The sequence below is a fragment of the Jiangella sp. DSM 45060 genome (genome assembly GCF_900105175.1).
Classification (GTDB): domain Bacteria; phylum Actinomycetota; class Actinomycetes; order Jiangellales; family Jiangellaceae; genus Jiangella.
In genome coordinates, this window is the sequence record NZ_LT629771.1 from 3,126,553 (window position 1) to 3,146,847 (window position 20,295).

The 20,295-nt window shown below is 73.6% G+C and carries 19 protein-coding genes; 7 read left to right on the forward strand and 12 right to left on the reverse strand.

Going from position 1 to position 20,295, the window contains the following annotated elements; genetic code table 11:
* The first annotated feature begins 71 nt into the window (after positions 1 to 71).
* A complete protein-coding gene (locus BLU82_RS14120) occupies positions 72 to 467 on the forward strand; it encodes a hypothetical protein (RefSeq protein ID WP_092621358.1) in 396 nt (131 codons plus the stop codon).
* On the opposite strand, the gene BLU82_RS14125 is transcribed toward BLU82_RS14120, so the two are convergent.
* A complete protein-coding gene (locus BLU82_RS14125) occupies positions 464 to 2,251 on the reverse strand; it encodes a thiamine pyrophosphate-requiring protein (protein ID WP_092621361.1) in 1,788 nt (595 codons plus the stop codon). The genes BLU82_RS14120 and BLU82_RS14125 overlap by 4 nt on opposite strands.
* Positions 2,252 to 2,363: 112 nt before the next feature.
* Positions 2,364 to 2,822: an SRPBCC family protein gene (locus BLU82_RS14130; protein WP_092621364.1), complete on the reverse strand. Its 459-nt coding sequence runs from the start codon at positions 2,820 to 2,822 to the stop codon at positions 2,364 to 2,366.
* 123 nt (positions 2,823 to 2,945) lie between these two features.
* Between BLU82_RS14130 and BLU82_RS14135 the strand changes: the two genes are divergently transcribed.
* Entirely contained in the window at positions 2,946 to 3,986 is a 1,041-nt protein-coding gene (locus BLU82_RS14135; protein WP_092625819.1) for a DNA topoisomerase IB, read from the forward strand.
* Between the two features lie 4 nt (positions 3,987 to 3,990).
* On the opposite strand, the gene BLU82_RS14140 is transcribed toward BLU82_RS14135, so the two are convergent.
* Complete coding sequence (locus BLU82_RS14140; RefSeq protein ID WP_092625821.1) at positions 3,991 to 7,365, reverse strand: pyruvate carboxylase; 3,375 nt, start codon at positions 7,363 to 7,365, stop codon at positions 3,991 to 3,993.
* A 166-nt stretch (positions 7,366 to 7,531) separates the two neighbouring features.
* Between BLU82_RS14140 and BLU82_RS34170 the strand changes: the two genes are divergently transcribed.
* Positions 7,532 to 7,804 (forward strand): hypothetical protein, encoded by a 273-nt coding sequence (locus tag BLU82_RS34170; protein WP_157740945.1) that lies wholly within the window; start codon positions 7,532 to 7,534, stop codon positions 7,802 to 7,804.
* Between the two features lie 181 nt (positions 7,805 to 7,985).
* Positions 7,986 to 8,717 carry a hypothetical protein gene (locus tag BLU82_RS14150; RefSeq protein WP_197682939.1) on the forward strand — a complete coding sequence of 244 codons (732 nt, stop codon included), beginning with the start codon at positions 7,986 to 7,988 and terminating at the stop codon, positions 8,715 to 8,717.
* On the opposite strand, the gene BLU82_RS14155 is transcribed toward BLU82_RS14150, so the two are convergent.
* Positions 8,633 to 9,499: a helix-turn-helix transcriptional regulator gene (locus BLU82_RS14155; protein ID WP_092621367.1), complete on the reverse strand. Its 867-nt coding sequence runs from the start codon at positions 9,497 to 9,499 to the stop codon at positions 8,633 to 8,635. The genes BLU82_RS14150 and BLU82_RS14155 overlap by 85 nt on opposite strands.
* Positions 9,500 to 9,610: 111 nt before the next feature.
* Between BLU82_RS14155 and BLU82_RS14160 the strand changes: the two genes are divergently transcribed.
* A complete protein-coding gene (locus BLU82_RS14160; RefSeq protein ID WP_092621370.1) occupies positions 9,611 to 10,630 on the forward strand; it encodes a zinc-dependent alcohol dehydrogenase family protein in 1,020 nt (339 codons plus the stop codon).
* 15 nt (positions 10,631 to 10,645) lie between these two features.
* On the opposite strand, the gene BLU82_RS14165 is transcribed toward BLU82_RS14160, so the two are convergent.
* The 3 genes from BLU82_RS14165 to BLU82_RS14175 are packed head-to-tail and all read right to left on the reverse strand — an operon-like array spanning position 10,646 to position 13,034.
* The gene (locus BLU82_RS14165) at positions 10,646 to 11,488 is read right to left on the reverse strand and encodes an ABC transporter permease (protein ID WP_092621373.1); all 843 of its coding nucleotides are present in this window, start codon (positions 11,486 to 11,488) and stop codon (positions 10,646 to 10,648) included.
* A complete protein-coding gene (locus BLU82_RS14170; protein ID WP_092621376.1) occupies positions 11,485 to 12,450 on the reverse strand; it encodes an ATP-binding cassette domain-containing protein in 966 nt (321 codons plus the stop codon). The genes BLU82_RS14165 and BLU82_RS14170 overlap by 4 nt, the downstream gene beginning before the upstream one ends.
* The gene (locus tag BLU82_RS14175) at positions 12,447 to 13,034 is read right to left on the reverse strand and encodes a TetR/AcrR family transcriptional regulator (protein ID WP_197682940.1); all 588 of its coding nucleotides are present in this window, start codon (positions 13,032 to 13,034) and stop codon (positions 12,447 to 12,449) included. The genes BLU82_RS14170 and BLU82_RS14175 overlap by 4 nt, the downstream gene beginning before the upstream one ends.
* Positions 13,035 to 13,183: 149 nt before the next feature.
* On the opposite strand from BLU82_RS14175, the gene BLU82_RS14180 reads away from it, so the two are divergent.
* Positions 13,184 to 14,104 carry a hypothetical protein gene (locus BLU82_RS14180; RefSeq protein ID WP_092621382.1) on the forward strand — a complete coding sequence of 307 codons (921 nt, stop codon included), beginning with the start codon at positions 13,184 to 13,186 and terminating at the stop codon, positions 14,102 to 14,104.
* A 4-nt stretch (positions 14,105 to 14,108) separates the two neighbouring features.
* On the opposite strand, the gene BLU82_RS14185 is transcribed toward BLU82_RS14180, so the two are convergent.
* Positions 14,109 to 15,236, reverse strand: a complete 1,128-nt coding sequence (locus tag BLU82_RS14185) for a hypothetical protein (protein WP_092621385.1) — start codon at positions 15,234 to 15,236, stop codon at positions 14,109 to 14,111.
* Between the two features lie 67 nt (positions 15,237 to 15,303).
* Here BLU82_RS14185 and BLU82_RS14190 point away from each other — a divergent pair, with 67 nt between their 5' ends.
* The gene (locus BLU82_RS14190) at positions 15,304 to 16,323 is read left to right on the forward strand and encodes a LacI family DNA-binding transcriptional regulator (protein WP_092621388.1); all 1,020 of its coding nucleotides are present in this window, start codon (positions 15,304 to 15,306) and stop codon (positions 16,321 to 16,323) included.
* Here the strand turns inward: BLU82_RS14190 and BLU82_RS14195 are convergent.
* The 4 genes from BLU82_RS14195 to BLU82_RS14210 form a co-directional block, all read right to left on the reverse strand.
* Entirely contained in the window at positions 16,317 to 17,183 is an 867-nt protein-coding gene (locus BLU82_RS14195) for a ribokinase (RefSeq protein WP_092621391.1), read from the reverse strand. The two genes, BLU82_RS14190 and BLU82_RS14195, sit on opposite strands and share 7 nt — an antisense overlap.
* Positions 17,180 to 18,016, reverse strand: coding sequence for a carbohydrate ABC transporter permease (locus tag BLU82_RS14200; RefSeq protein WP_092621394.1), 837 nt, complete (start codon positions 18,014 to 18,016; stop codon positions 17,180 to 17,182). Before BLU82_RS14200 ends, BLU82_RS14195 begins: the two co-directional genes overlap by 4 nt.
* Positions 18,013 to 18,870: a carbohydrate ABC transporter permease gene (locus tag BLU82_RS14205; RefSeq protein WP_197682941.1), complete on the reverse strand. Its 858-nt coding sequence runs from the start codon at positions 18,868 to 18,870 to the stop codon at positions 18,013 to 18,015. The genes BLU82_RS14200 and BLU82_RS14205 overlap by 4 nt, the downstream gene beginning before the upstream one ends.
* 101 nt (positions 18,871 to 18,971) lie before the next feature.
* The gene (locus BLU82_RS14210) at positions 18,972 to 20,273 is read right to left on the reverse strand and encodes an ABC transporter substrate-binding protein (protein WP_092621397.1); all 1,302 of its coding nucleotides are present in this window, start codon (positions 20,271 to 20,273) and stop codon (positions 18,972 to 18,974) included.
* Positions 20,274 to 20,295 lie beyond the last annotated feature (22 nt).

Consider the following 20,295-nt stretch of genomic DNA (forward strand, 5'->3'; position numbering starts at 1 on the left):
ATCACGACACCGGCTGTCGTGGTTCGGCGCCCGGCCAGCAGAATGGAGCTCTCGTCCACCTTGGAGTCCCGATGACGCACCGGCCGGTCGCCCTCGGCGCCACCTGCGACCTGCACGAGACCTCGGACGACGGCCGCACCGTGAGCTTCGCGGTGAGCGAGTTCGTCGAGCTCGAGGGAGCGCGGCGGGTCGTGCTCCGCGGCGGCCTCGGGTTCACGGCCGGCTGGAACTCCCCGTCCCCGATCTGGTCGTCGTGGACGGAGGAATCGCTCACGCAGGACGTCTTGAACGTCGTGCTTCCCGACGAGGACGACACCGGCGAGGACCACCCCTGGGAGTGGCTCGCCGAGCTGGCCCGCGGCCGCGGCGTCGTGGTCACCGCTGACCAGCTGCGGCGTCTTCCGTACGAGGTCGAGCTCACCGGCCGCGTCCGGCGCCTGATCTCGGCCGGCCGCGACCAGCGCTAGCGTCCGGGGACGAACTCCTGCGCCTTGGTCTTCACACCCTGGACGAGGACGCGCCAGGCGTTGGGGTCGCCCTTGAGCAGGGCCTCCGTCGTCTCCTTCAGCTGCTCGAAGGTCGCGTGCGGCGGGATCGGCGGCACCTCAGGGTCGCACCGCACGTCCAGCACGACCGGGCCGTCCGCCGCCAGCGCCCGGTCCCACGCGTCACCCAGCTCGTCCGGGTCGTCGACGGCGATCCCGCCGAGGCCGAACACGCGCGCGGCCGCCGCGTAGTCGACGTCGGGCAGGGTCTGCGACTCCTCGAACTTCGGCGCGCCGCCCAGCGCCCGCAGCTCCCACGTCACCTGGTTGAGATCGTTGTTGTGGAACACGCACACCACGAGCCGCCGGTCGTACCAGCGGTCCTGGTACCGGGCGACGGTGATCAGCTCGGCCAGCCCGTTCATCTGCATCGCGCCGTCGCCGACGAGCGCGACGACCGGGCGGTCGGGGTGGGCGAACTTGGCGCCGACGGCGTACGGCACGCCCGCGCCCATCGTCGCCAGCGTGCCCGACAACGAGCCGCGCATCGACCCGTGCATCCGCAGCAGCCGCGCGTACCAGTTCGTCGACGACCCGGAGTCGGCGGTGACGATGGCGTCGTCGGGGATGCGCAGCGACAGCTCGTGCACCACCCGCATCGGGTTGACGGGGTGGGCGGCGACCATCGCCTGCCGCTCGACCGTCGCCCACCAGTCCGCCACGCTCTCCTCGACCCGCGCGCGCCACGACCGGTCCGGCGCCGGACGCAGCAACGGCAGCAGCGCCCGCAGGGTCGCGCCGGCGTCGCCGGCGAGGTTGACCTCCGTCGGGTACCGCATCCCGAGCATCGAACCGTCCAGGTCGATCTGCACCGCGCGGGCCTGGCCGAACGGGGGCAGGAACTGGCTGTACGGGAAGCTGGACCCGACGATCACCAAGGTGTCGCAGTCGCGCATCAGTTCGTAGCTGGCCCGGGTGCCGAGCAGCCCGATCGACCCCGTCACGTACGGCAGGTCGTCGGAGAGCACGTCCTTGCCGAGCAGCGCCTTCGCCACCCCGGCGCCGGTCGCCTCGGCCAGCTGCATCACCTCGCCGGCCGCGCCCCGGGCCCCCTGGCCGACCAGGATCGCGACCCGCTCCCCCGCGTTGACGACGGCGGCCGCGGCCTCCAGCTGCTCCTGCGCCGGCAGGACGACCGACGACGGCGCGTCCGGCGGCCCGGACGGCACCTGCCGGAACACGTGCTCCGGCGCGCTGTAGTCGAGCTCCTGGACGTCCGCCGGGACGATCACGGCGGTCGGCGCCCGCCGTGCCACGGCCGTGCGCATGGCCCGGTCGACGGCGTTCGGCAGCTGCTCCGGCACGTTCACCTCGGTCAGGTAGTCGCTCGCGACGTCCTTGAACAACGTCTGCAGATCGATCTCCTGCTGATAGTGCCCGCCCATCGCCGCGCGCGCCGTCTGCCCGACGATCGCGACCACCGGCACGTGGTCCAGCTTGGCGTCGTACAGGCCGTTGAGCAGGTGAATCGCCCCGGGCCCGGACGTCGCGACGCAGACGCCGGGCCGGCCGCTGAACTTCGCGTACCCGACCGCCTCGAACGCCGCCATCTCCTCGTGCCGCGACTGCACGAACCTCGGCTCGTCGCCCGCCGCCTCGAACGCCGCGACGATCCCGTTGATGCCGTCGCCCGGGTAGCCGAAGACCTGTTCGACCCCCCACTCCCGCAGCCGCTCCAGCAGCCGGGCCGCAACTGTCTGTGCCATGTGTCCTCCCTACCCTGCCGGCCCGGCCACATGGTGAGGCCGGCCAGAGTGCTCCGGCCGGCCCCACACCGGGTTACCCGATACGGCGCCGGCCAAACGGCGCGCCGTGACGTCAGCCGTCGCGCGGGACGTCGCCGCGCCAGGCGCCGGAGGCCAGGCCGCGCGCCTCGATGAACTCCTTGAAGTTCGCCATGTCGCGCTCGGCGGCCATCGCGACCAGGCCGGTCTTCTCGCCGGCCTTCTCCGCCAGGCCCTCGGGCTCCATCTCCAGCTGCAGCGTCACCCGCGTGTTCTCGGCGTCCAGCTTGTGAAACGTCACGACGCCGGCTTGGTCGACGCCGCCGGTGGAGCGCCACGCGATGCGCTCGTCGGGGTGCTGCTCGGTGATCTCGGCGTCGAACTCTCGCTGCACGCCGGCGATCCGCACCGTCCAGTGCAGGTGCCGGTCGTCGAGCTGCCTGACCGTCTCGACGCCGTCCATGAACTTCGGGAACTCCTCGAACTGGGTCCACTGGTTGTAGGCGGTCGTGATCGGGCAGTGCACGTCGACCGACTTCGTGGCCGTGGTCATCGGTGCTCCTCTCGGGTCGTCGTTCCTCGGTCCCTCGGCCCGTACCCCGGGCCCGCGGCCGGGTAACGACGCGTGCGAACGGCCCGAACCGGGTACGGACGGTCTGCGCGGAAGGGGGTGGCGGTGCGGCTGCGACGATGGGATCCGGCCGGGCCCGCGATCCTGCGGCGCCGCCGCGGCCGGGGTTTCGGCTACGTCGACGCCGGCGGCGAGCGGCTGCGCGACGCGGAGACGCTGGCCCGCATCCGGGCCCTTGTCATCCCGCCGGCCTGGACCGACGTCCGCATCTGCCCGTGGCCGCACGGCCACCTGCAGGCCGTCGGCACCGACGACGCCGGCCGGCGGCAGTACCTGTACCACGACGCCTGGCGCGAGCAGCGCGACCGGGAGAAGTTCGCCCGCGTCCGCGAGTTCGGCCGGGCCCTGCCGAAGGCGCGCGCCCACATCACCGCCGACCTCGCCACCCGCGGCCTGAACCGGCGCCGGGTCCTCGCCGCCGCGGCCCGGCTGCTCGACATCGGGTTCTTCCGCATCGGCGGTGAGGCCTACGCACAGGAGAACGGCTCGCACGGCCTGGCGACGGTGCTCCGCTCGCACGTCAGCGTGGCCCGCGGCGGGCCGGTCGTGTTCGAGTACCCGGCGAAGTCCGGGCAGGAACGGGTTCAGGCGGTCGCCGACGACGAGGTCGTCGCGGTCGTGCGGGCCCTCATGCGCCGCCGCGAACCGGAACAGACGCTGCTCGCGTACTACGAGGGCCGGGCCTGGCACGAGGTCCGCTCGTCCGACATCAACGACTACCTGCACGAGCTCTGCGGCGACGACTCCAGCGCCAAGGACTTCCGCACCTGGCACGGCACCGTGCTGGCCGCGGTCGCCCTGGCCACGGCGTCCGACGACCCCGCCTCGCTGAGCCGGACCGCCCGCCGCCGCGTCGAGACCCGGGCGATCCGGGAGGTCGCCGAGTACCTCGGCAACACCCCGGCGGTCGCCCGCTCCGCCTACATCGACCCCGCCGTGGTCGAGGCGTTCGAGCAGGGCGTCACTATCGCGCCCACCCTGCGGCGCCTCGGCGCGGGCGACGCGACGGCCGGCGTGCCGGCCGACGAGAAGGACCGCGAGCGCGTCGAGCGCGCCGTCCTCGCCCTGCTCGACGAGACCGGCTGACCGCTCACCCCAGCTCCAGGATGAGGTCACCCGCCTCGACCCGCCGGACGGCGCTGACGGCGAGCCGGCGCACGGTGCCGGCCTGGCCCGCGGTGATGGCCGCCTCCATCTTCATCGCCTCGATGGTGGCGACGGTGCCGCCGGCCTCGACGGCGTCGCCCTCGGCGACGGTGAGGGTGACGACGCCGGCGAACGGGGCCGCGACGTGGCGCGGGTTCGCCGGGTCGGCCTTCTCGGCGGGCGTGTGGTCCGAGACGATCGAGCGGTCGCGGATCTGCAGCGGCCGGAGCTGGCCGTTGAGCGTCGCCATGACGGTGCGCACGCCGCGCTCGTCGGCCTCGCCGATGGCCTGCAGCTCGATCAGCAGCCGCACCCCGGGCTCGAGGTCGACGGGGTACTCCTGGTTGGCGCGCAGGCCGTAGAAGAACTCGCGGGTCGACAGCACGCTGGTGTCGCCGTAGGCCTCGCGGTGCGCCTGCTGCTCGCCGGCCGGCCCGGGGAACAGCAGCCGGTTCAGGGTCTCGCGCCGGTCGGTGGCCAGCCCGGCGCGGTCGTCGTCGGACAGGTCGGCGGCGACGGGGGTGTACGGGCGGCCGGCCAGCGCCTTGGTACGGAACGGCTCGGGCCAGCCGCCGGGCGGGTCGCCGAGCTCGCCGTGCAGGAACCGGATGACGGAGTCGGGGATGTCGTACGCGTCGGGCGAGGCGGCGAAGTCCTCGGGCGACACCCCGGCGCCGACGAGGTGCAGCGCGAGGTCGCCGACCACCTTCGACGACGGCGTCACCTTGACCAGGCGGCCGAGGATGCGGTCGGCGGCGGCGTACAGGTCCTCGATCTCCTCGAACCGGTCGCCCAGCCCGAGCGCGACCGCCTGGGTGCGCAGGTTGGACAGCTGACCGCCGGGGATCTCGTGGCGGTAGACGCGGCCCGTGGGCGCGCCCAGCCCGGACTCGAACGGCGCGTACAGTGTGCGGACGCCCTGCCAGTACGGCTCGAGGTCGCCGACGGCGCGCAGGTCGAGCTCCGTCGGACGGTCGGAGGCCTCGGCGGCGGCGACGATGGCCGACAGCGAGGGCTGCGACGTCGTGCCGGCCATGGACGCGACGGCGCCGTCGACGGCGTCGACCCCGGCCTCGGCGGCGGCGAGGTACGTGGCCAGCTGACCGCCGGCGGTGTCGTGGGTGTGCAGGTGCACCGGCAGCTCGAACTCGCGGCGCAGGGCCGTGACCAGCCGCGCGGCGGCGGGCGGGCGCAGCAGCCCGGCCATGTCCTTGATCGCCAGCACGTGCGCGCCCGCGGCGACGATCTGCTCGGCCAGCCGCAGGTAGTAGTCGAGCGTGTACTGCGTCTCGCCGGGGTCGCTGAGGTCGGCCGTGTAGCACATCGCGACCTCGGCGACCGCCGTCCCGGTCTCGCGGACCGCGTCGATGGCCGGGCGCATCGGCTCGACGTTGTTGAGCGCGTCGAAGATGCGGAAGATGTCCACCCCGGTGGCGGCGGCCTCCTGCACGAACGCCGTCGTGACGTCGACGGGGTACGGCGTGTAGCCGACGGTGTTGCGGCCGCGCAGCAGCATCTGCAGGCAGATGTTCGGCACCGCCCGGCGCAGCGCCGCCAGCCGCTCCCACGGGTCCTCGGCGAGGAACCGCAGCGCGACGTCGTAGGTGGCGCCGCCCCAGCACTCCAGCGAGAGCAGCTCGGGCACCGTGTGCGCGACCACCGGCGCGGCCGCGACGAGGTCCTTCGTGCGGACCCGGGTGGCCAGCAGCGACTGGTGTGCGTCGCGGAACGTGGTGTCGGTGACCTGCAGCGACGGCGACGAGCGCAGCCAGGCGGCGAAGCCGTCCGGCCCCAGCTCGTCGAGCCGCTGCTTGGAGCCGGCCGGCGGCGGCCCGGCCGGCACCGGCGGCAGCTTCAGCGCGGGCTCGGCGGCGAGCGGCGGCTCGCCGTGCGGCCGGTTCACGGTGACGTCGGCGAGGTAGCTGAGCAGCCGGGTGCCGCGGTCGGCCGAGACCCGGCCGGCCAGCAGGTGCGGGTGCTCGTCGATGAACGACGTCGTGACCCCGCCGGCCCGGAAGTCGGGATCGTCGAGCACGGCCTGCAGGAACGGGATGTTGGTGCGGACGCCGCGGATGCGGAACTCGGCTAGCGCCCGGCGGGCCCGGGCCGCGGCGGCGTCGAAGTCGCGGCCCCGGCAGGTCAGCTTCACCAGCATCGAGTCGAAGTGCGGGCTGATCTCGCTGCCGGCGTGGGTGGTGCCGCCGTCGAGCCGGATCCCCGAGCCGCCCGGCGAGCGGTACGCGCTGATGGTGCCGGTGTCGGGCTGGAAGCCGTCGGACGGGTCCTCCGTCGTGATGCGGCACTGCAGCGCCGCGCCACGCACCGTGATGGTGTCCTGGGCGAGTCCGAGCTCGGCCAGCCGCTCCCCCGCGGCGATGCGGAACTGCGCCTGCACGAGGTCGACGTCGGTGACCTCCTCCGTCACCGTGTGCTCGACCTGGATGCGCGGGTTCATCTCGATGAACACGTGCCGGCCCGCGGGGTCGAGCAGGAACTCGACGGTCCCGGCGTTGCGGTAGCCGATGTGCCGGGCGAACCGTACGGCGTCGGCGCAGATGCGGTCGCGCACGGCGGGGTCGAGGTTCGGCGCGGGCGCCAGCTCGACCACCTTCTGGTGCCGCCGCTGCACCGAGCAGTCGCGCTCGAACAGGTGGATGACGTCGCCCAGACCGTCGGCGAGGATCTGCACCTCGATGTGCCGCGGGCTCACCACGGCCTGCTCGAGGAAGAGCGTGGGGTCGCCGAAGGCCGCCTCGGCCTCGCGGGCCGCGGTGTCGAGCGCCTCGGGCAGCTGCGCGGCGTCGTTCACCTGGCGCATGCCCCGGCCGCCGCCGCCCGCGACCGCCTTGACGAACACCGGGAAGCCGATCTCGTCGGCGGCCGCCAGCAGCTCCTCGCGATCCGGCGACGGCGCTGACGACCGCAGCACCGGGACGCCCGCCTCGCGGGCCGCCGCCACGGCGTGCGCCTTGTTGCCCGTCAGCCGGAGCAGCTCGGCCGGCGGGCCGATGAACGTGATGCCCGCGTCGGCGCACGCCTGCGCCAGGCCGGCGTTCTCGGAGAGGAACCCGTAGCCCGGGTACACCGCGTCGGCGCCGGACTCCGTCGCCGCCCGCACGATCTCGCTCACCGACAGGTACGCCCTGACCGGGTGCCCCGGCTCGCCGATCTCGTACGCCTCGTCGGCCTTCAGCCGGTGCAGCGAGTTGCGGTCCTCGTGCGGGAACACCGCGACGGTGCGAACGCCCAGCTCGTACGCGGCACGGAACGCACGGATCGCGATCTCGCCGCGATTGGCCACGAGTACCTTGCGGATCATGCCCACCCCTTGTCGTCGGTTGGCGGCACTGTATCGAGACCACCTAGCGGCACAGCGATCCCGGGGTACGCCCGAACGCGGTGGTGAAGGCACTGGCGGACGAGTAGCCGCAGGCGACGGCCACGTAGGTGACGGTGTCGCCGCAGGCGAACATGAGGACGGCGCGGTGCAGCCGGAGCCGGTGGCGCCAGACGGCGAAGCGCGCAGCACCGGCAGCATCGTCGGCGGCTCCGGCGCCGGCCGGACCTGGTCGACGAGGACGCGCAGCAGCCGGCGGGCGGCCGGGGTGGTGGCCGGCCCGTTGCGGGAGCAGGCGATCATCAGCTCGCGGAACAGCGGCGACACCGGCACCAGCGACGGGACGTGCTCGACCGGCGGCACGACCGCCGCGGGGACGCCGACCAGGCGCACGGCGGTGGCGCCGTGCACCTGCCAGTGATGGACCGTCGCGCCGGGCACCCAGGCGGCGCGCACCGACGGCGTGTACCAGGTGCCGTCGGCGACGATCACCTCCAGCACGCCGGAGCTGGCGCTGATGAGCTGGTGGTCGTCGTGACGATGCGGCGTGACCTCGTCGCCGGGCGCGAGGTGGCGGGACGGTCGACTTCCACCAGGGCGCGATGGCCGCCCTCGTGCCGTACCTCGTCCTGGAACGCGGGTACACCCATGCCGCCGCCGCGGGCGTCGTGCTGGCCTTCTCGCTGTCGTCCTCGATCGTGCAGCCGCCGTTCGGGGCGCTCGGCGATCGGTGGCGGATGCGGTGGCTGATCCCCGGCGTGCTCGGCCTGCGGGCCAGCCCGCGTGTCGGTGGCGATCACGTGCCACAGCACCGTGGCACCGGTACCACGGCCGCGGCCGCCGCGCTGGTCGTCTTCTACCTCGGCGGCGCGTTCGGCACGGCCATCGGCGGCCAGTTCGCGCGCCGGTGGCCGCGCACGACGATCCTGCGCTGGGCCTACCTGGCGGCGGTCCCGGTGGTCGGCGGCATGCTGCTGGTCCCCGGCCCGGCCGTGTTCGTGCTCGTCGCGCTGGCGTCGCTCGTGCTCTACGTGCCGTTCTCGCTGCACGTCAGCCTCGGGCAGGACTACCTGCCGCGGCACGCCGGCACCGCCGCCGGCGTCACGCTGGGGCTCGCCGTCTCGGCCGGCGGGCTGGCCACGCCGGGCATCGGCGCCCTGGCCGACACCGTCGGCCTCGCCCACGCCCTGCTCCCGCTGGCCGCGCTGCCCGCGCTCGCCTACCTCGTCCTGACGGACCGCTCGCCGCGTCAGGTGGTCGCGGTGGCGTCCGCCGCCCAGGAGGCGAGCAGTTGGAGCCGTTCGGCGGACGGGGAGCCGGGCTCGGCGGTGTAGACCAGGAGCACCAGGCCCGGCTCGGCGGTGATGGCCAGCTCCTCGTAGGCGAGGACGAGCTCGCCGACGACCGGATGACGGAACCGCTTGGTGCCGGCGCCGTGGGTCCGGACGTCGTGGCCGGCCCAGAGGCGGCGGAAGGTCTCGCTGCGGGTGGAGAGCTCGCCGACGAGGTCCTGGAGCCCGCGGTCGTGCGGGTCGCGGCCGGCCTCCGCGCGCATGATGCCCACGCACATCTCGGCGAACAGCTCCCAGTCCGGGTAGAAGTCGCGGGCGGCGGGGTCGAGGAACTGGAACCGCGCGAGGTTGGGCGTGCGTCCCCCGTCGCCGATGACCGGTGAGTAGAACGCGCGGCCGAGCGCGTTGGCGGCGAGCAGGTTCTGGTGCGGATCGCGGACGAACGCCACGCCGTCCTTGATCGCGTCGAGCGTCCACCGCAGGCTCGAGCGCGACGCCGCCTTGGCCGGCGCGCGGCGGCGGGCCCGCCCCGACGTGGGCACGCCGTCGGCGGCGCGGGCGAGGTCGAACAGGTGGGCGCGTTCGGTCTCGTCGAGCTGCAGCGCCCGGGCGAGCGCCTCGAGCACCCCGGACGACGCACCGGCGATCTGGCCGCGTTCCAGCCGTGCGTAGTACTCGACGCTGAGTCCGGCGACCGCCGCGACCTCGCTGCGGCGCAGCCCGGGCACGCGGCGGCGGCCCGTGGCCGGGAGGCCGGCCTGGTCGGGGGTGAGACGCGCGCGACGGGTGGTGAGAAACTCGCGCACCTCCTGCCGGTTGTCCACACACCGAGCCTAGGGCGGTTCGGGGCCGGACGGGGCCGCGAAGGGTGTCCTGCCAGTACACCCATCAGCAGTGACTTCCTGCCCGGCCGGCGATCGGGTGGACTCGGTGCCATGCGTCAAGTCGTCATGTACGGACCCGGGGACGTCCGGGTCGAAGAACGCGCCGACCCCACGATCCTGGAGCCGACCGATGCGATCGTCCGGCTGAGCGCCACCTGTGTCTGCGGCAGCGACCTATGGCCCTACCGCGGCGCCGAGCCGGTCGACCACCAGGTGATGGGACACGAGTACGCCGGTGTCGTCGAGGAGGTCGGCGCCGAGGTGCGCACCGTCGCGCCGGGCGACTTCGTCGTCGGCTCGTTCTGGGCCTCCGACAACACCTGCGAGATCTGCCGGGCCGGGTACCAGGCGTACTGCGTGCACCGGGTCCTGATGGGCACCATCGGCACCCAGGCCGAGCTGGCCCGTGTCCCGCTCGCCGACGGCACTCTGGTCGCCACCCCGGGCCGGCCCGACCCGGACCTCGTGCCCTCGCTGCTGGCCGCCTCCGACGTCCTGGGCACCGGCTGGTTCGCCGCCGTCGCGGCCGAGGCGGGCCCGGGCAGGACGGTCGCGGTCGTCGGCGACGGCGCGGTCGGGCTGCTCGCGATCCTGGCCGCCCGGCAGCTCGGCGCCGAACGGATCATCGCGTTCAGCCGGCACGCCGATCGCCAGGCCCTGGCCCGCGAGTTCGGCGCCACGGACATCGTCGAGGAGCGCGGTGACGCCGGCGTCGCGGAGGTGAAGGCCCGCACCGGCGGGCTCGGCGCCCACTCCGTCATCGAGGCCGTCGGCACCCAGGAAGCCATGATGCAGGCCATCCACGCCACCCGCCCCGGCGGCCACGTCGGCTTCGTCGGCGTCTCCCACGACGTCGCCATCCCCGGCGACGACCTGTTCATGGCGGGGGTGCACCTGCACGGCGGCCCGGCGCCGGTCCGCCAGTACCTGCCGCACCTGATCAAGCTCATCTGGGACCGCGAGATCGACCCCGGCAAGGTCTTCGACCTCACCCTGCCGCTGGACCGCGCGGCCGAGGGCTACCGTGCCATGGACCAGCGCACCGCCACCAAGGTCCTGCTCACCCCGTGACGGGTTCGGCCCGGGTCAGCTCCTGGCGCGGTAGAGGTGCGACGCGAGCGGCGCGAGGACCGCGGTCAGCGCCGCGGCGGTGGCCAGCACGACCACGAGGTCACTCGTGGCCAGGCTGCCGTTCATCAGCCCGCGGGTGGCGCTGACCAGGTGCGACACCGGATTGACGGCGACGAACACCTCGAGCGGCCGGGGCAGCGTCTCGGGCTCGACGAACACGTTGGTGAGGAACGTCAGCGGGAAGATGGTCATGAACCCGGCGTTGGTGACGGCGTTGGGCGAGCGCAGCACCGGCCCGAGCGTGATGTACACCCACGACAGGCCGAACGCGAACACGACGACGAGCGCCAGCGCGGCCAGCACGCCGCCGGCGCCGTTGTCCGGCCGGTACCCCAGCGCCAGCCCCAGCCCCACGATGACCGTCGCCGCCGCCAGGTACCGGACGGTGTCGCCGGCCAGCGCACCGACCAGCGGCGCGGGCTTCCAGATCGGCAGCGTGCGGAACCGGTCGACCGCGCCCCTGGTGAGGTCGGTGTTCAGCGCGACACCTGAGTACATGGTCGTGAACAGCACCGACATGGCCAAGATGCCGGGCAGGACGAAGTGCAGGTACTCCCCCGTCGACCCCGCGATGGACCCGCCGAACAGGTAGGTGAACATCAGCACGAACAGCACCGGGGTGACGGTGACGTCGAGCAGTTGCTCGGGCACGTGCCTGATCTTGAGGATGCCGCGCCAGGCGAACGCGAGCACGGCGGCCGGTGCCGGCGCGCGCCCGTGCCCGGGCCGCTCGGTCAGCACGTCGCGCAACGCCTCGCGATCCGGTAGGGCCGGTGTGGTGGCGGTGGTGCCGCTCATGCCGCGTCCTCCTTCGCCGGGTCCGGCGCGTGGCCGGTGAGCGCGAGGAACACCTCGTCCAGGCTGGGCCGTCCCAGCGAGAAGTCCGCGACCGCGATGCCCTCCCGCGTCAGCTCCGCGACCGCGAGCGCGGCGCGTCCGGCGTCGTGGCAGGCCGCGGTGGCCACGGCGGGATCGGCGGCGGCGCTCGCCGCCCCGAGGTGGTCGGACAGCGCGCTCACCGCGGCCGCCCGCTGCGACGGGTCGTCGAGGCGCACCTGCAGGACGCCGGTTCCGACCGACGACTTCAGCTGCGCGGCCGTCCCCTCGGCGATGACCGTGCCGTGGTCGATGACCGCGATGCGGTCGGCGAGCTCGTCGGCCTCGTCCAGGTACTGCGTACACAGCAGGACGGTGGCGCCCTCGGCGACCAGCGCACGGACGATCTCCCAGACCTGCCCGCGCGAGCGCGGGTCCAGCCCCGTCGTCGGCTCGTCGAGGAACAGCAACGACGGCGTCACGACGATGCTCGAGGCGATGTCGAGCCGCCGGCGCATGCCGCCGGAATAGTGTTTGACCAGGCGGTCCGCCGCGTGGTCGAGCCCGAACGCCGCGAGCAGCTGTTCGGCGCGGGCCCGGGCCCGCCGCCGCAGGCCGAGCAGCCGGCCCAGCAGGACGAGGTTCTCGTGGCCGGTGAGGTCCTCGTCGACCGACGCCAGCTGGCCGGTGAGGCTGATCAGGCCGCGGACGGCGTCGGCCTCGGCGACCACGTCGTGCCCCAGCACCCTGGCCGTGCCGCCGTCGGGGCGCAGCAGAGTGGTGAGCATCTTGATCGTGGTGCTCTTCCCGGCCCCGTTCGGGCCGAGCACCCCGAACACCGAGCCCACCGGCACCGAGAGATCGACGCCGTCGACCACCCGGTGGCCGTCGAACTGCTTCGTCAGGCCGCTGGCCTCGATGGCCGGCGACGTCGTGGTCGTCATGGCGCTCCTTCCGGTGCGGTGTCAGGGGTGAGCAGGCGGCGCAGCGGGCCGGCCAGACCGGCGGCGCCGAGCCCGGGCTCCAGACCGCGGTGCAGCATCAGCCCGTCGACCGTCGCCGCGAGCAGGGTCGCCGCGGCCGACGCCTCGTCCGCGCCGTGGCCGTGCCGGCGCAACCACCCGGCCACCTCGGCGCGGAAGTCGTCGACCACCGCGGCCAGCTCCACCCGCAGGGCCGGCAGCCGGGACGCCGCCAGGTACGTCTCACTGACCGTCCTCGACGCCGGGTCGTCGTCGGCGTAGCCGTCGAGCCCGGCGAGCAGCCACTCCACCGCCGCCGGCACGTCGGGCTGCTCGGCCAGTCCCGCCGCGAAGCCGGCGAGCAACTGCCGGGCGAACCCGGTCGACGCCGCGACCAGCAGCTCCGTCACCGACCCGAAGTGGTAGTGCACCAGGGCCTGGTTCACCCCGGCCCGCTCGGCCACCATGCGCGTCGTCACCGCACCCCAGCCGGCCTCCCCGATCAGCGGCACCGCCGCATCGAGCAGGCGCTGCCGGGTCGCCTGGCCACGTCCGGTCTCCCTCACCGTCGCCTCCATCGATATTGGGCGAACACTTTAGGCATATGCCCAAGATAGCAGACATGGCGTCGTCGACCGGCTCGCCGGCCACGTCCTGACGCGCGGCATGGGATCATGGGAGCTCCCTGCCGCCGTCGACCGGGAGGCCGAGGCCCATGGCCCGCGAGAGGCTCGACACCACGCCGCTGTCGCATCGCATCACGTGGTCGCGGTGGCGCCGGTTCCGGGCCGACGCCCTCGCCGGGCGGCACGGCGCCGACCTCGCCGAACCCCGCTGGTGGAGGCGGTCCGCGTTCGCGCTGCTGACGACCCTGCTCGTCGTCGGCACGCCCGTGCTACCGGTGGCCGTGCTCGTCACCGAGGGTGCCACGGCCCTGGGGCTGACCATGGCGGCGCTGTGGACCGCGAGCATGGCGGCGGTCGTCGTCATCACCTGGTGGACGCGGCACGACTCCTGGGGCCCGCGCGCCCGCACCCGGCTCCGACTGACCGAGTTCGCCCAGGCCAACGACCTGCGCTACCAGCCGACCGCCGGCGGTCCCCGCCCGAAGGCGCACGTCTTCGGCTCCGCCGGCACCCGGCGCAGCCACCTCGACCGCTTCGAGGCGCCCGGGCCGCGGGGCTTCGTCGTCGCGAACTACCAGGAGCTCCTCGACGACGGCGCCTCCGAGTCCGACAGCTTCGAGGCCGGCTACGTGGTGTTCACCCTGCGCGAGTCCTACCCGCACACCCTGGTGACGACCCGGGCCGGGCACCGGCCCCGTCGGCTCCGCGACGTCGATCCGGTCGACGGCCCGCACGGCACCCGGGTGTGGAGCACCGGGCCCGACTACCCCCTGCTGCGACGGCTGCTGCTCGACACCGGCATCGTCGGCCACGCGCACGGGTTCGGCCGCTCGGCCGAGGTCGAGATCGTCGGCGACGAGCTGTTCCTGCTGACCGGAGGCTTCCTGCGGCTGCGCTCGCCGCGCGTGTGGCGGCGCATCGACGCCACCGCCGAGGCGCTCGCGCCGTTCCTCGCCCTGCCCGACGGCGGCGAGCGGCCCAGCGGCCCGGTCGCCCTCGCCGAGCGGTAGGCGCTCAGCCCAGCGGACCCGCGTACTGCCGTGGCCCGGGGTCGCGCAGCGGGCCGAGGGTCGACCCGAGCCAGCCGGCCGGGGTGAACGACGCGTAGAGCCGCGGCAGCGCCTCGCGCAGCGCGCGCTCGTACTCACGAGGGTCGTCGCGGACGAACACCAGCGCGTTCGGGTCCTGATCGGTCAGCTCGAACGTGTAGAGGCCGCTCGGGTGCGAGGCGGCCCGGCAGGGGGCGAGCTCGTTGCGCACCACGACGTCGCCGGGTGCGGCGCCGGCCGCGGCGACGATCTCGTACGTGCCGTCGCGGTGCCGCACGAGCGCCGAGCCGGACACCTCGATCCAGGCGGCGGTCTCCCACACCGCGTGCCGCCGGCCGTAGACCCGCTCGGCGACCTCGGCCGGCGGGTCCTCGTCGAGCGCGCGCAGGAAGTCGATCCTCGTCGACACGCCCAGCCCGTAGAGCAGGTAGCGCTTCACCGCCGGGTGCAGGCCGTCGATCCAGCGCAGGTCGTCGAACCACCACAGCGTGTTGTGCGTGCCGTAGGAGAAGCAGTCGACCTCGGTGGCGCACGGGTACAGCGCGAGCGGCAGGCCGGCGTCGACCAGGCGGATGACGGCCAGCGGGTCGAGGTAGACGTTCCACTCCAGGTAGTCCAGCGACGTCGAGCCCGCGCTGAGGTGGACGCGGGCGACCTTCTCACGGAACAGCGCCGGGTCGCGGTTGAAGGCGACGGCGATCGGGCGCGCCGATCCGAACGACATGACGTGGACCGGCGTGTCCGACGCGCGGAGCGTGTCCAGCAGCAGCTCCGGCCCGGTCTGCTGGAACGGCGGCACGTCGGTCATCCGGTCGTCGACGGTGCGCATGCGGGCGAACGGCGAGATCCCGTAGGGCACCTGCCGGCCGAACAGGGCGTTCAGTTGCGTGACGGGGATGACGCCCGGTTCCCGCGGCCCCGGGTAGCCCGGCACGCCCTCGCTGACCGACTCGCGCTTCTCGATCGACACGTCCAGGACGATCGCCCGCAGGTCGACGCGGTCGAGCCCGAACGGCAGCAGCAGGTCGAAGTTGTCACCCGGGTCCTCGGGCGGCTGGTAGAGGTCGGTGACGACGATCACGGGGGTCGGCATGGCCTGACTCTACTCGAATAGATACCGTGCTCCTATACTCGTCGCACGACGAAAGGCGCAGGTTCAGATGAACGACTCTTCCGGCCACACGCAGCGCCGACGCGCACCCACGCGGACCGACGTCGCCCGGCTGGCCGGGGTGAGCACGGCCGTCGTCAGCTACGTCACCAACGACGGCCCGCGCCCGGTGGCCGCCGCCACCCGCGAGAAGGTGCTGGCGGCCATGCGCGAGCTCGACTACCGCCCCAACGCGGTGGCCCGGGCGTTGCGCCTGCAGCGCGCCCAGGCCGTCGGCCTCGTGGTCCCCGATGTCAGCAACACCTACTTCGGAGCGCTGGCGCGCGAGCTGTCGAACCAGGCGTTCACCGCCGGCTACGCCCTGCTGCTCGGCGACTCCGACGACGATCCCGACCGCGAGCGCGCGCAGATCGAGTCGCTGGTCAGCCACCAGATCGACGGCCTGATCATCGTCAGCCTCGCCCCCGACTCGGTCGCCGACGTCAACGGCACGCCGACGGTGTACCTCAACCAGCGCAGCCAGCCCGGCCAGATGTCGGTCATCGTCGACAACGAGGGCGGCGCCCGGCTCGCCGTGTCGCACCTGGTCGAGCACGGGCGGCGGCGCATCGCGCACCTGGGCGGCCGCGAGGGCGCGCCCGGCGCCGACGAGCGGCGGGCCGGCTGGGCGGCCGCGCTAGCGGCGGCCGGGCTGGCCGCCGACCCCGCCCTGGTCCAGCCGGCGGAGTACAGCCGCGTCGCCGGTCACGAGGCGGCGATCGAGTTGCTGACCCGCGCGCCCCGGCCCGACGCCGTGTTCGTCGCGTCCGACGTCCAGGCGCTCGGCCTGCTCGCCGCGGCGCGCGAGCTCGGCATCTCGGTCCCGCACGATCTCGCCGTCGTGTCGTTCGACGGCACCGACGACGCCGTGTTCAGCGACCCGCCGCTCACCGCCGTCGAGCAGCCCGTCCCCGCCATCGCGGAGGCCGCTCTCCAGGCGGTGCTGGGGCAGGCGACGCCCGCCGCGGGCGGCCTCGTCCCCGTCCACCTCGTGGTGCGCGCCTCCTGCGGGTGCCCGCCGGGTCACTGACGGCCGCGGCGCCACCGGGTGAGCTCCTCCGACGTCGGGTAGGAGCCCTGCGCCCCGGGCCGCGTCGCCACGTACGCGCCGGCGTCGACGGCCCGCGCCGCCGCGTCGGCCGGGTCCAGGTCCGCCGCCAGCCCGGCCACCAGGGCGCCCATGAACGCGTCGCCGCACCCGGTGGTGTCCACCGCGTCGACCCGCGGCGCGACGAGCTCGACCGTCCGCCCGCTCGCCGCCTCGTGCAGCAGCGCACCCCGCGCGCCCAGCGTCACCAGGACGTCGCAGCCCTCGGTGTCGCCGGCCAGCATCGCCGACTCGTGTTCGTTCACCACGAGCAGCACGCCGGGACCGAGCAGACCGCCGGGCAGCGGCCGCATCGGCGACGGGTTGAGGACGAAGCGCGCGCCGAGCTCCCTGGCCCGGGCCGCGGCCGCGACCACGGCGTCGTCGGGGACCTCGAAGCCGGTGACGACGAACCGCGCCGCCCGCACCGCCGACGTCACCGCGGCGGCGTCGAGGCACAGGTTCGCCCCGCCGTTGACGACGATCAGGTTCTCGGCGTCCGCGTCGACGAGCACGACGGCCTCGCCGGTCGGCGCGTCGGCCCGCACGACCCCCGTGACGTCGACCCCCGCCGCGGCGACGGACGCCAGCAGGTCGTCGCCGCCCCCATCCCGGCCCACGGCGCCCACGAGCGCGACGTCGGCGCCGAGCAGCGCCGCGGCGACGGCCTGGTTCGCGCCCTTCCCGCCCGGCGACGTCGAACTGCTCCGCGCGTGGATCGTGTGCCCCGCCGCGGGCAGGCGATCGACCCGGAACGTGCGGTCCACGTTGAGCGAGCCCACCACGACGACCCGCGCGGTCATCCCTTGAGCCCCGTCGTCGACAGCGACTCCGTGTACTGCTTCTGGAAGAACAGCAGCAGCACCATCGGGATGATCGTCAGCACGAACGAGCCGGCGAAGATCTGCCCGAGGTCGACGGTGAACAACGTGCTGAGGTTGGCCAGGGCGATCGGCGCGAGCTGGCGCTCCGGCGAGGTCCCGATCAGCAGCGGCCACAGGTAGGCCTGCCACTGCGACAGGAAGAGCATCATGCCGGCGCCGATGAGCGCGGGCTTCGACAACGGCAGGACGATGCGCCACAGCGTCGCGATGCGGCCGAGCCCGTCGACCTCGGCGGCCTCGAGCAGTTCGGCCGGGATGCCCAGGAAGAACTGCCGCAGGACGAAGATCGCGAAGCCGTTGGCCAGCGCGGGCAGCACCAGGCCCGCGTAGGAGTCGCTCAGGTGCCAGTCCTGGAACAGGCTCGACAGCGGGATCGCGATGGCGTCGAACGGGATCATCGCCACCAGCACGATGAAGGTGAACACCACGCCGCGCCCCGGGAAGTCGATCGTGGCGAGGGCGTACGCCGCGGGCACCGCGATGGCCAGGCCGAACGCGATGGTGAGGCCGGCCACCAGGAAGCTGTTGAACAGGCCGGTGAGGAACGGCCCGGACAACAGCCCGGAGTAGTTCGTGAGGTCGCCGCCCACCGGCACGAACGCCAGCCACGACAGCGGCGCCATGTTGTCGACGTAGCTGTTGCCGGGCCGGGTGGACGAGACGAACACCCACCACACCGGGAGGAAGACCGCGAGGGCGGCGAGCACCGCCGCGGCCGTGAGGACGACGGTCCCGCCGCGCGAGCGCCTCATGACTTCTCCTCCCTGAGCAGCCGGAACTGGACGGCCACGATGACGGCGAGCAGCAGCATGAGGATGACGACCTCCGCCTGGCCGACGCCGACGTCGCCGAGCAGGTAGGTCCGGTTGTAGATGTCGAACATGATCAGGTTCGTCGACCCGTTCGGGCCGCCCTTCGTCAGGATCTGGATGGGCGCGAACAGCAGGAACGACCCCACCGTGCACGCGATCAGCACGAACGCCATGGGCCGCTTGAGCAGCGGGAGCGTGATCGAGAACAGCCGGCGCCACCACCCGGCGCCGTCGAGCGCCGCCGCCTCGTACAGCGAGTCGGGGATGTCCTTCAGCCCGGCGATCACGAAGATCATCCAGTACCCGAGGGCGCCCCAGGTGACCATGATGCCGATGGAGAACGCCGCCTGGCTCGCCGACGTCAGGAACGGCTGGGGCGGCAGCCCCACGAGCTCCAACAGGGCGTTGACGAGACCGTCCGGCTGCAGCGCGGTGCTCCAGATGAGCGCCACCACCGCACCCGGGACCGCCGCGGGCACGAAGATCATCGAGCGCCACAGGCCCACGAGCGGCAGCCGCTGCGCGGTGAGCAGGGCGAGCGCCGTCGACAGCACCACGATCGCCGGGTTGAGGACCAGGTTGAAGACGAGCGTCACCACCAGCACGGAGTGGAACCCGGGGTCCGTGAGCAGGTGGGTGTAGTTCGACAGGCCGTCGAACTCCGAGGCGCCGGTCGACAGCGAGACGTGGCGGAAGCTCTGGCTCACCGCGCTGATCATCGGCACGACGCGCATCAGCACCAGGGCGATGAGCGCCGGACTGAGCAGGGCGAAGGCCACCAGCGTGGTCCGCACGGACCGGCGCCGCCGGACGGAACCGGCCGGCCGCGGACTCCCCCGCCGGACGGCGCGCCCCGTGGAGCGCGCCGTCCGCCGCGTCGCCGTCGCCGGCCGCGTCACCGCAAGCGCTCGATCTGGGCGGAGATCTCCTCGTCGGCCTGTGCGGCCCGCTCGGCGGGATCGGAGCCGTTGCGGATGTCGGAGAACAGCTGACCGGCGCCCGGCTCGAACACGCTGTAGCCGACCACGGCCGGGCGGTGCACGGCGTTGTTCTCGAGCTGGTACTGCAGGATCGCACCGAAGCCGGCCGTCGCCGCGCCCGCCGACGCCTCGACCCCGTCGACGTAGGCCGCGAACGCCTCCTTGTTGGTGGGCGTGATGCCGGCCACCTCGGCCGCCTGGGCGTTGCCGGCCGGGTCGATGGTCAGGTAGCGCAGGAACTCCTTGGCGGCGTCGAGCTGCTCCGACTTGGACGAGATGCCCACCGCCCACGAGTCGGTCGATGTCGCCGGCTCCCCGCCCTCGAAGTAGGGCGCCGGCGCGACGCCGTAGTTGATCCCGCCCGCGTTGGCCACGCTCACGCCCCACGGTCCGGAGATGATGAACGCGCCCTTGCCCTCCTGGAACAGCGCGCCGTTCTTGTCGTTGGTGATGCCGCGCGGCGACAGCCCGTCCTCGAACAGGCCGTGGTACCAGGTCAGCGCGCGCTGCCAGCCGTCACCGGAGAAGTCCACGACGCCGTCGGCGTCGATGCCGTCGCCGCCGCCCGCGGAGACGCCCATCATCTGCAGCTGGTAGTAGGTGTCCCACTGGTCGAACAGCAGCGGGTACTCTGCCGCGCCGGCGCTCTGCACCGTCCGCGCCGCCTCGGTCAGCTGCTCGTACGTCCACGGCGCCGCCGGGTCGCCGGACGGCGGCTCGACACCGGCCGCGGCGAGGATGTCGGCGTTGTAGTAGAGGAACTGCGACGTGGTCCAGGGCGCGAGCGCGAGCAGCTTCCCGTCCACCTCGCGCGCGGTGACCATGCTCTCGCTCACGGCCGCGGCGACGGCGTCGTCGCGCAGGTCGCTGAGGTCGGCGAGGTAGCCCCGGTTGTTCCAGTCGAGGACGGCGCCGCCGGCGTCGACGACCATGAGGTCGATGCCGTCGCCGCCGGCCCCCATGCGCTGGTTGATGGTGCTCGTGTACTGCGCGTAGGGGATGTTGAGCTGCTTGACGGTGATGTCCGGGTGCTGCTCCTCGAACCCCTCGATCACAGCGGCCCAGGTCTCGGCCGGGTCGGCGTTCGCGAAGGTCAGCGTGACCTCCCCGTCGCCGCCGCCACCCGAGCCGTCCGTCGACGACCCGCCGCAGCCGGCGAGCACCAGCAGACCGGCGCCGACCGCTGCGGCGACCGGGAGGATCCGGGACGTTCCCATGGCGTTTCTCCTCTTCGAGCGA

What these genes read in the sequence shown, in the direction of transcription:
- BLU82_RS14150 (WP_197682939.1), top strand. Translation starts at nt 7,986, where the DNA reads ATGGCCGCCCTCGTGCCGTACCTCGTCCTGGAACGCGGGTACACCCAT.
- BLU82_RS14210 (WP_092621397.1), bottom strand. Translation starts at nt 20,273, where the DNA reads ATGGGAACGTCCCGGATCCTCCCGGTCGCCGCAGCGGTCGGCGCCGGT.
- BLU82_RS14140 (WP_092625821.1), bottom strand. Translation starts at nt 7,365, where the DNA reads ATGATCCGCAAGGTACTCGTGGCCAATCGCGGCGAGATCGCGATCCGT.
- BLU82_RS14165 (WP_092621373.1), bottom strand. Translation starts at nt 11,488, where the DNA reads ATGAGCGGCACCACCGCCACCACACCGGCCCTACCGGATCGCGAGGCG.
- BLU82_RS14195 (WP_092621391.1), bottom strand. Translation starts at nt 17,183, where the DNA reads ATGACCGCGCGGGTCGTCGTGGTGGGCTCGCTCAACGTGGACCGCACG.
- BLU82_RS14185 (WP_092621385.1), bottom strand. Translation starts at nt 15,236, where the DNA reads ATGCCGACCCCCGTGATCGTCGTCACCGACCTCTACCAGCCGCCCGAG.
- BLU82_RS14180 (WP_092621382.1), top strand. Translation starts at nt 13,184, where the DNA reads ATGGCCCGCGAGAGGCTCGACACCACGCCGCTGTCGCATCGCATCACG.
- BLU82_RS14130 (WP_092621364.1), bottom strand. Translation starts at nt 2,822, where the DNA reads ATGACCACGGCCACGAAGTCGGTCGACGTGCACTGCCCGATCACGACC.
- BLU82_RS14120 (WP_092621358.1), top strand. Translation starts at nt 72, where the DNA reads ATGACGCACCGGCCGGTCGCCCTCGGCGCCACCTGCGACCTGCACGAG.
- BLU82_RS14160 (WP_092621370.1), top strand. Translation starts at nt 9,611, where the DNA reads ATGCGTCAAGTCGTCATGTACGGACCCGGGGACGTCCGGGTCGAAGAA.
- BLU82_RS14190 (WP_092621388.1), top strand. Translation starts at nt 15,304, where the DNA reads ATGAACGACTCTTCCGGCCACACGCAGCGCCGACGCGCACCCACGCGG.
- BLU82_RS14200 (WP_092621394.1), bottom strand. Translation starts at nt 18,016, where the DNA reads ATGAGGCGCTCGCGCGGCGGGACCGTCGTCCTCACGGCCGCGGCGGTG.
- BLU82_RS14125 (WP_092621361.1), bottom strand. Translation starts at nt 2,251, where the DNA reads ATGGCACAGACAGTTGCGGCCCGGCTGCTGGAGCGGCTGCGGGAGTGG.
- BLU82_RS14170 (WP_092621376.1), bottom strand. Translation starts at nt 12,450, where the DNA reads ATGACGACCACGACGTCGCCGGCCATCGAGGCCAGCGGCCTGACGAAG.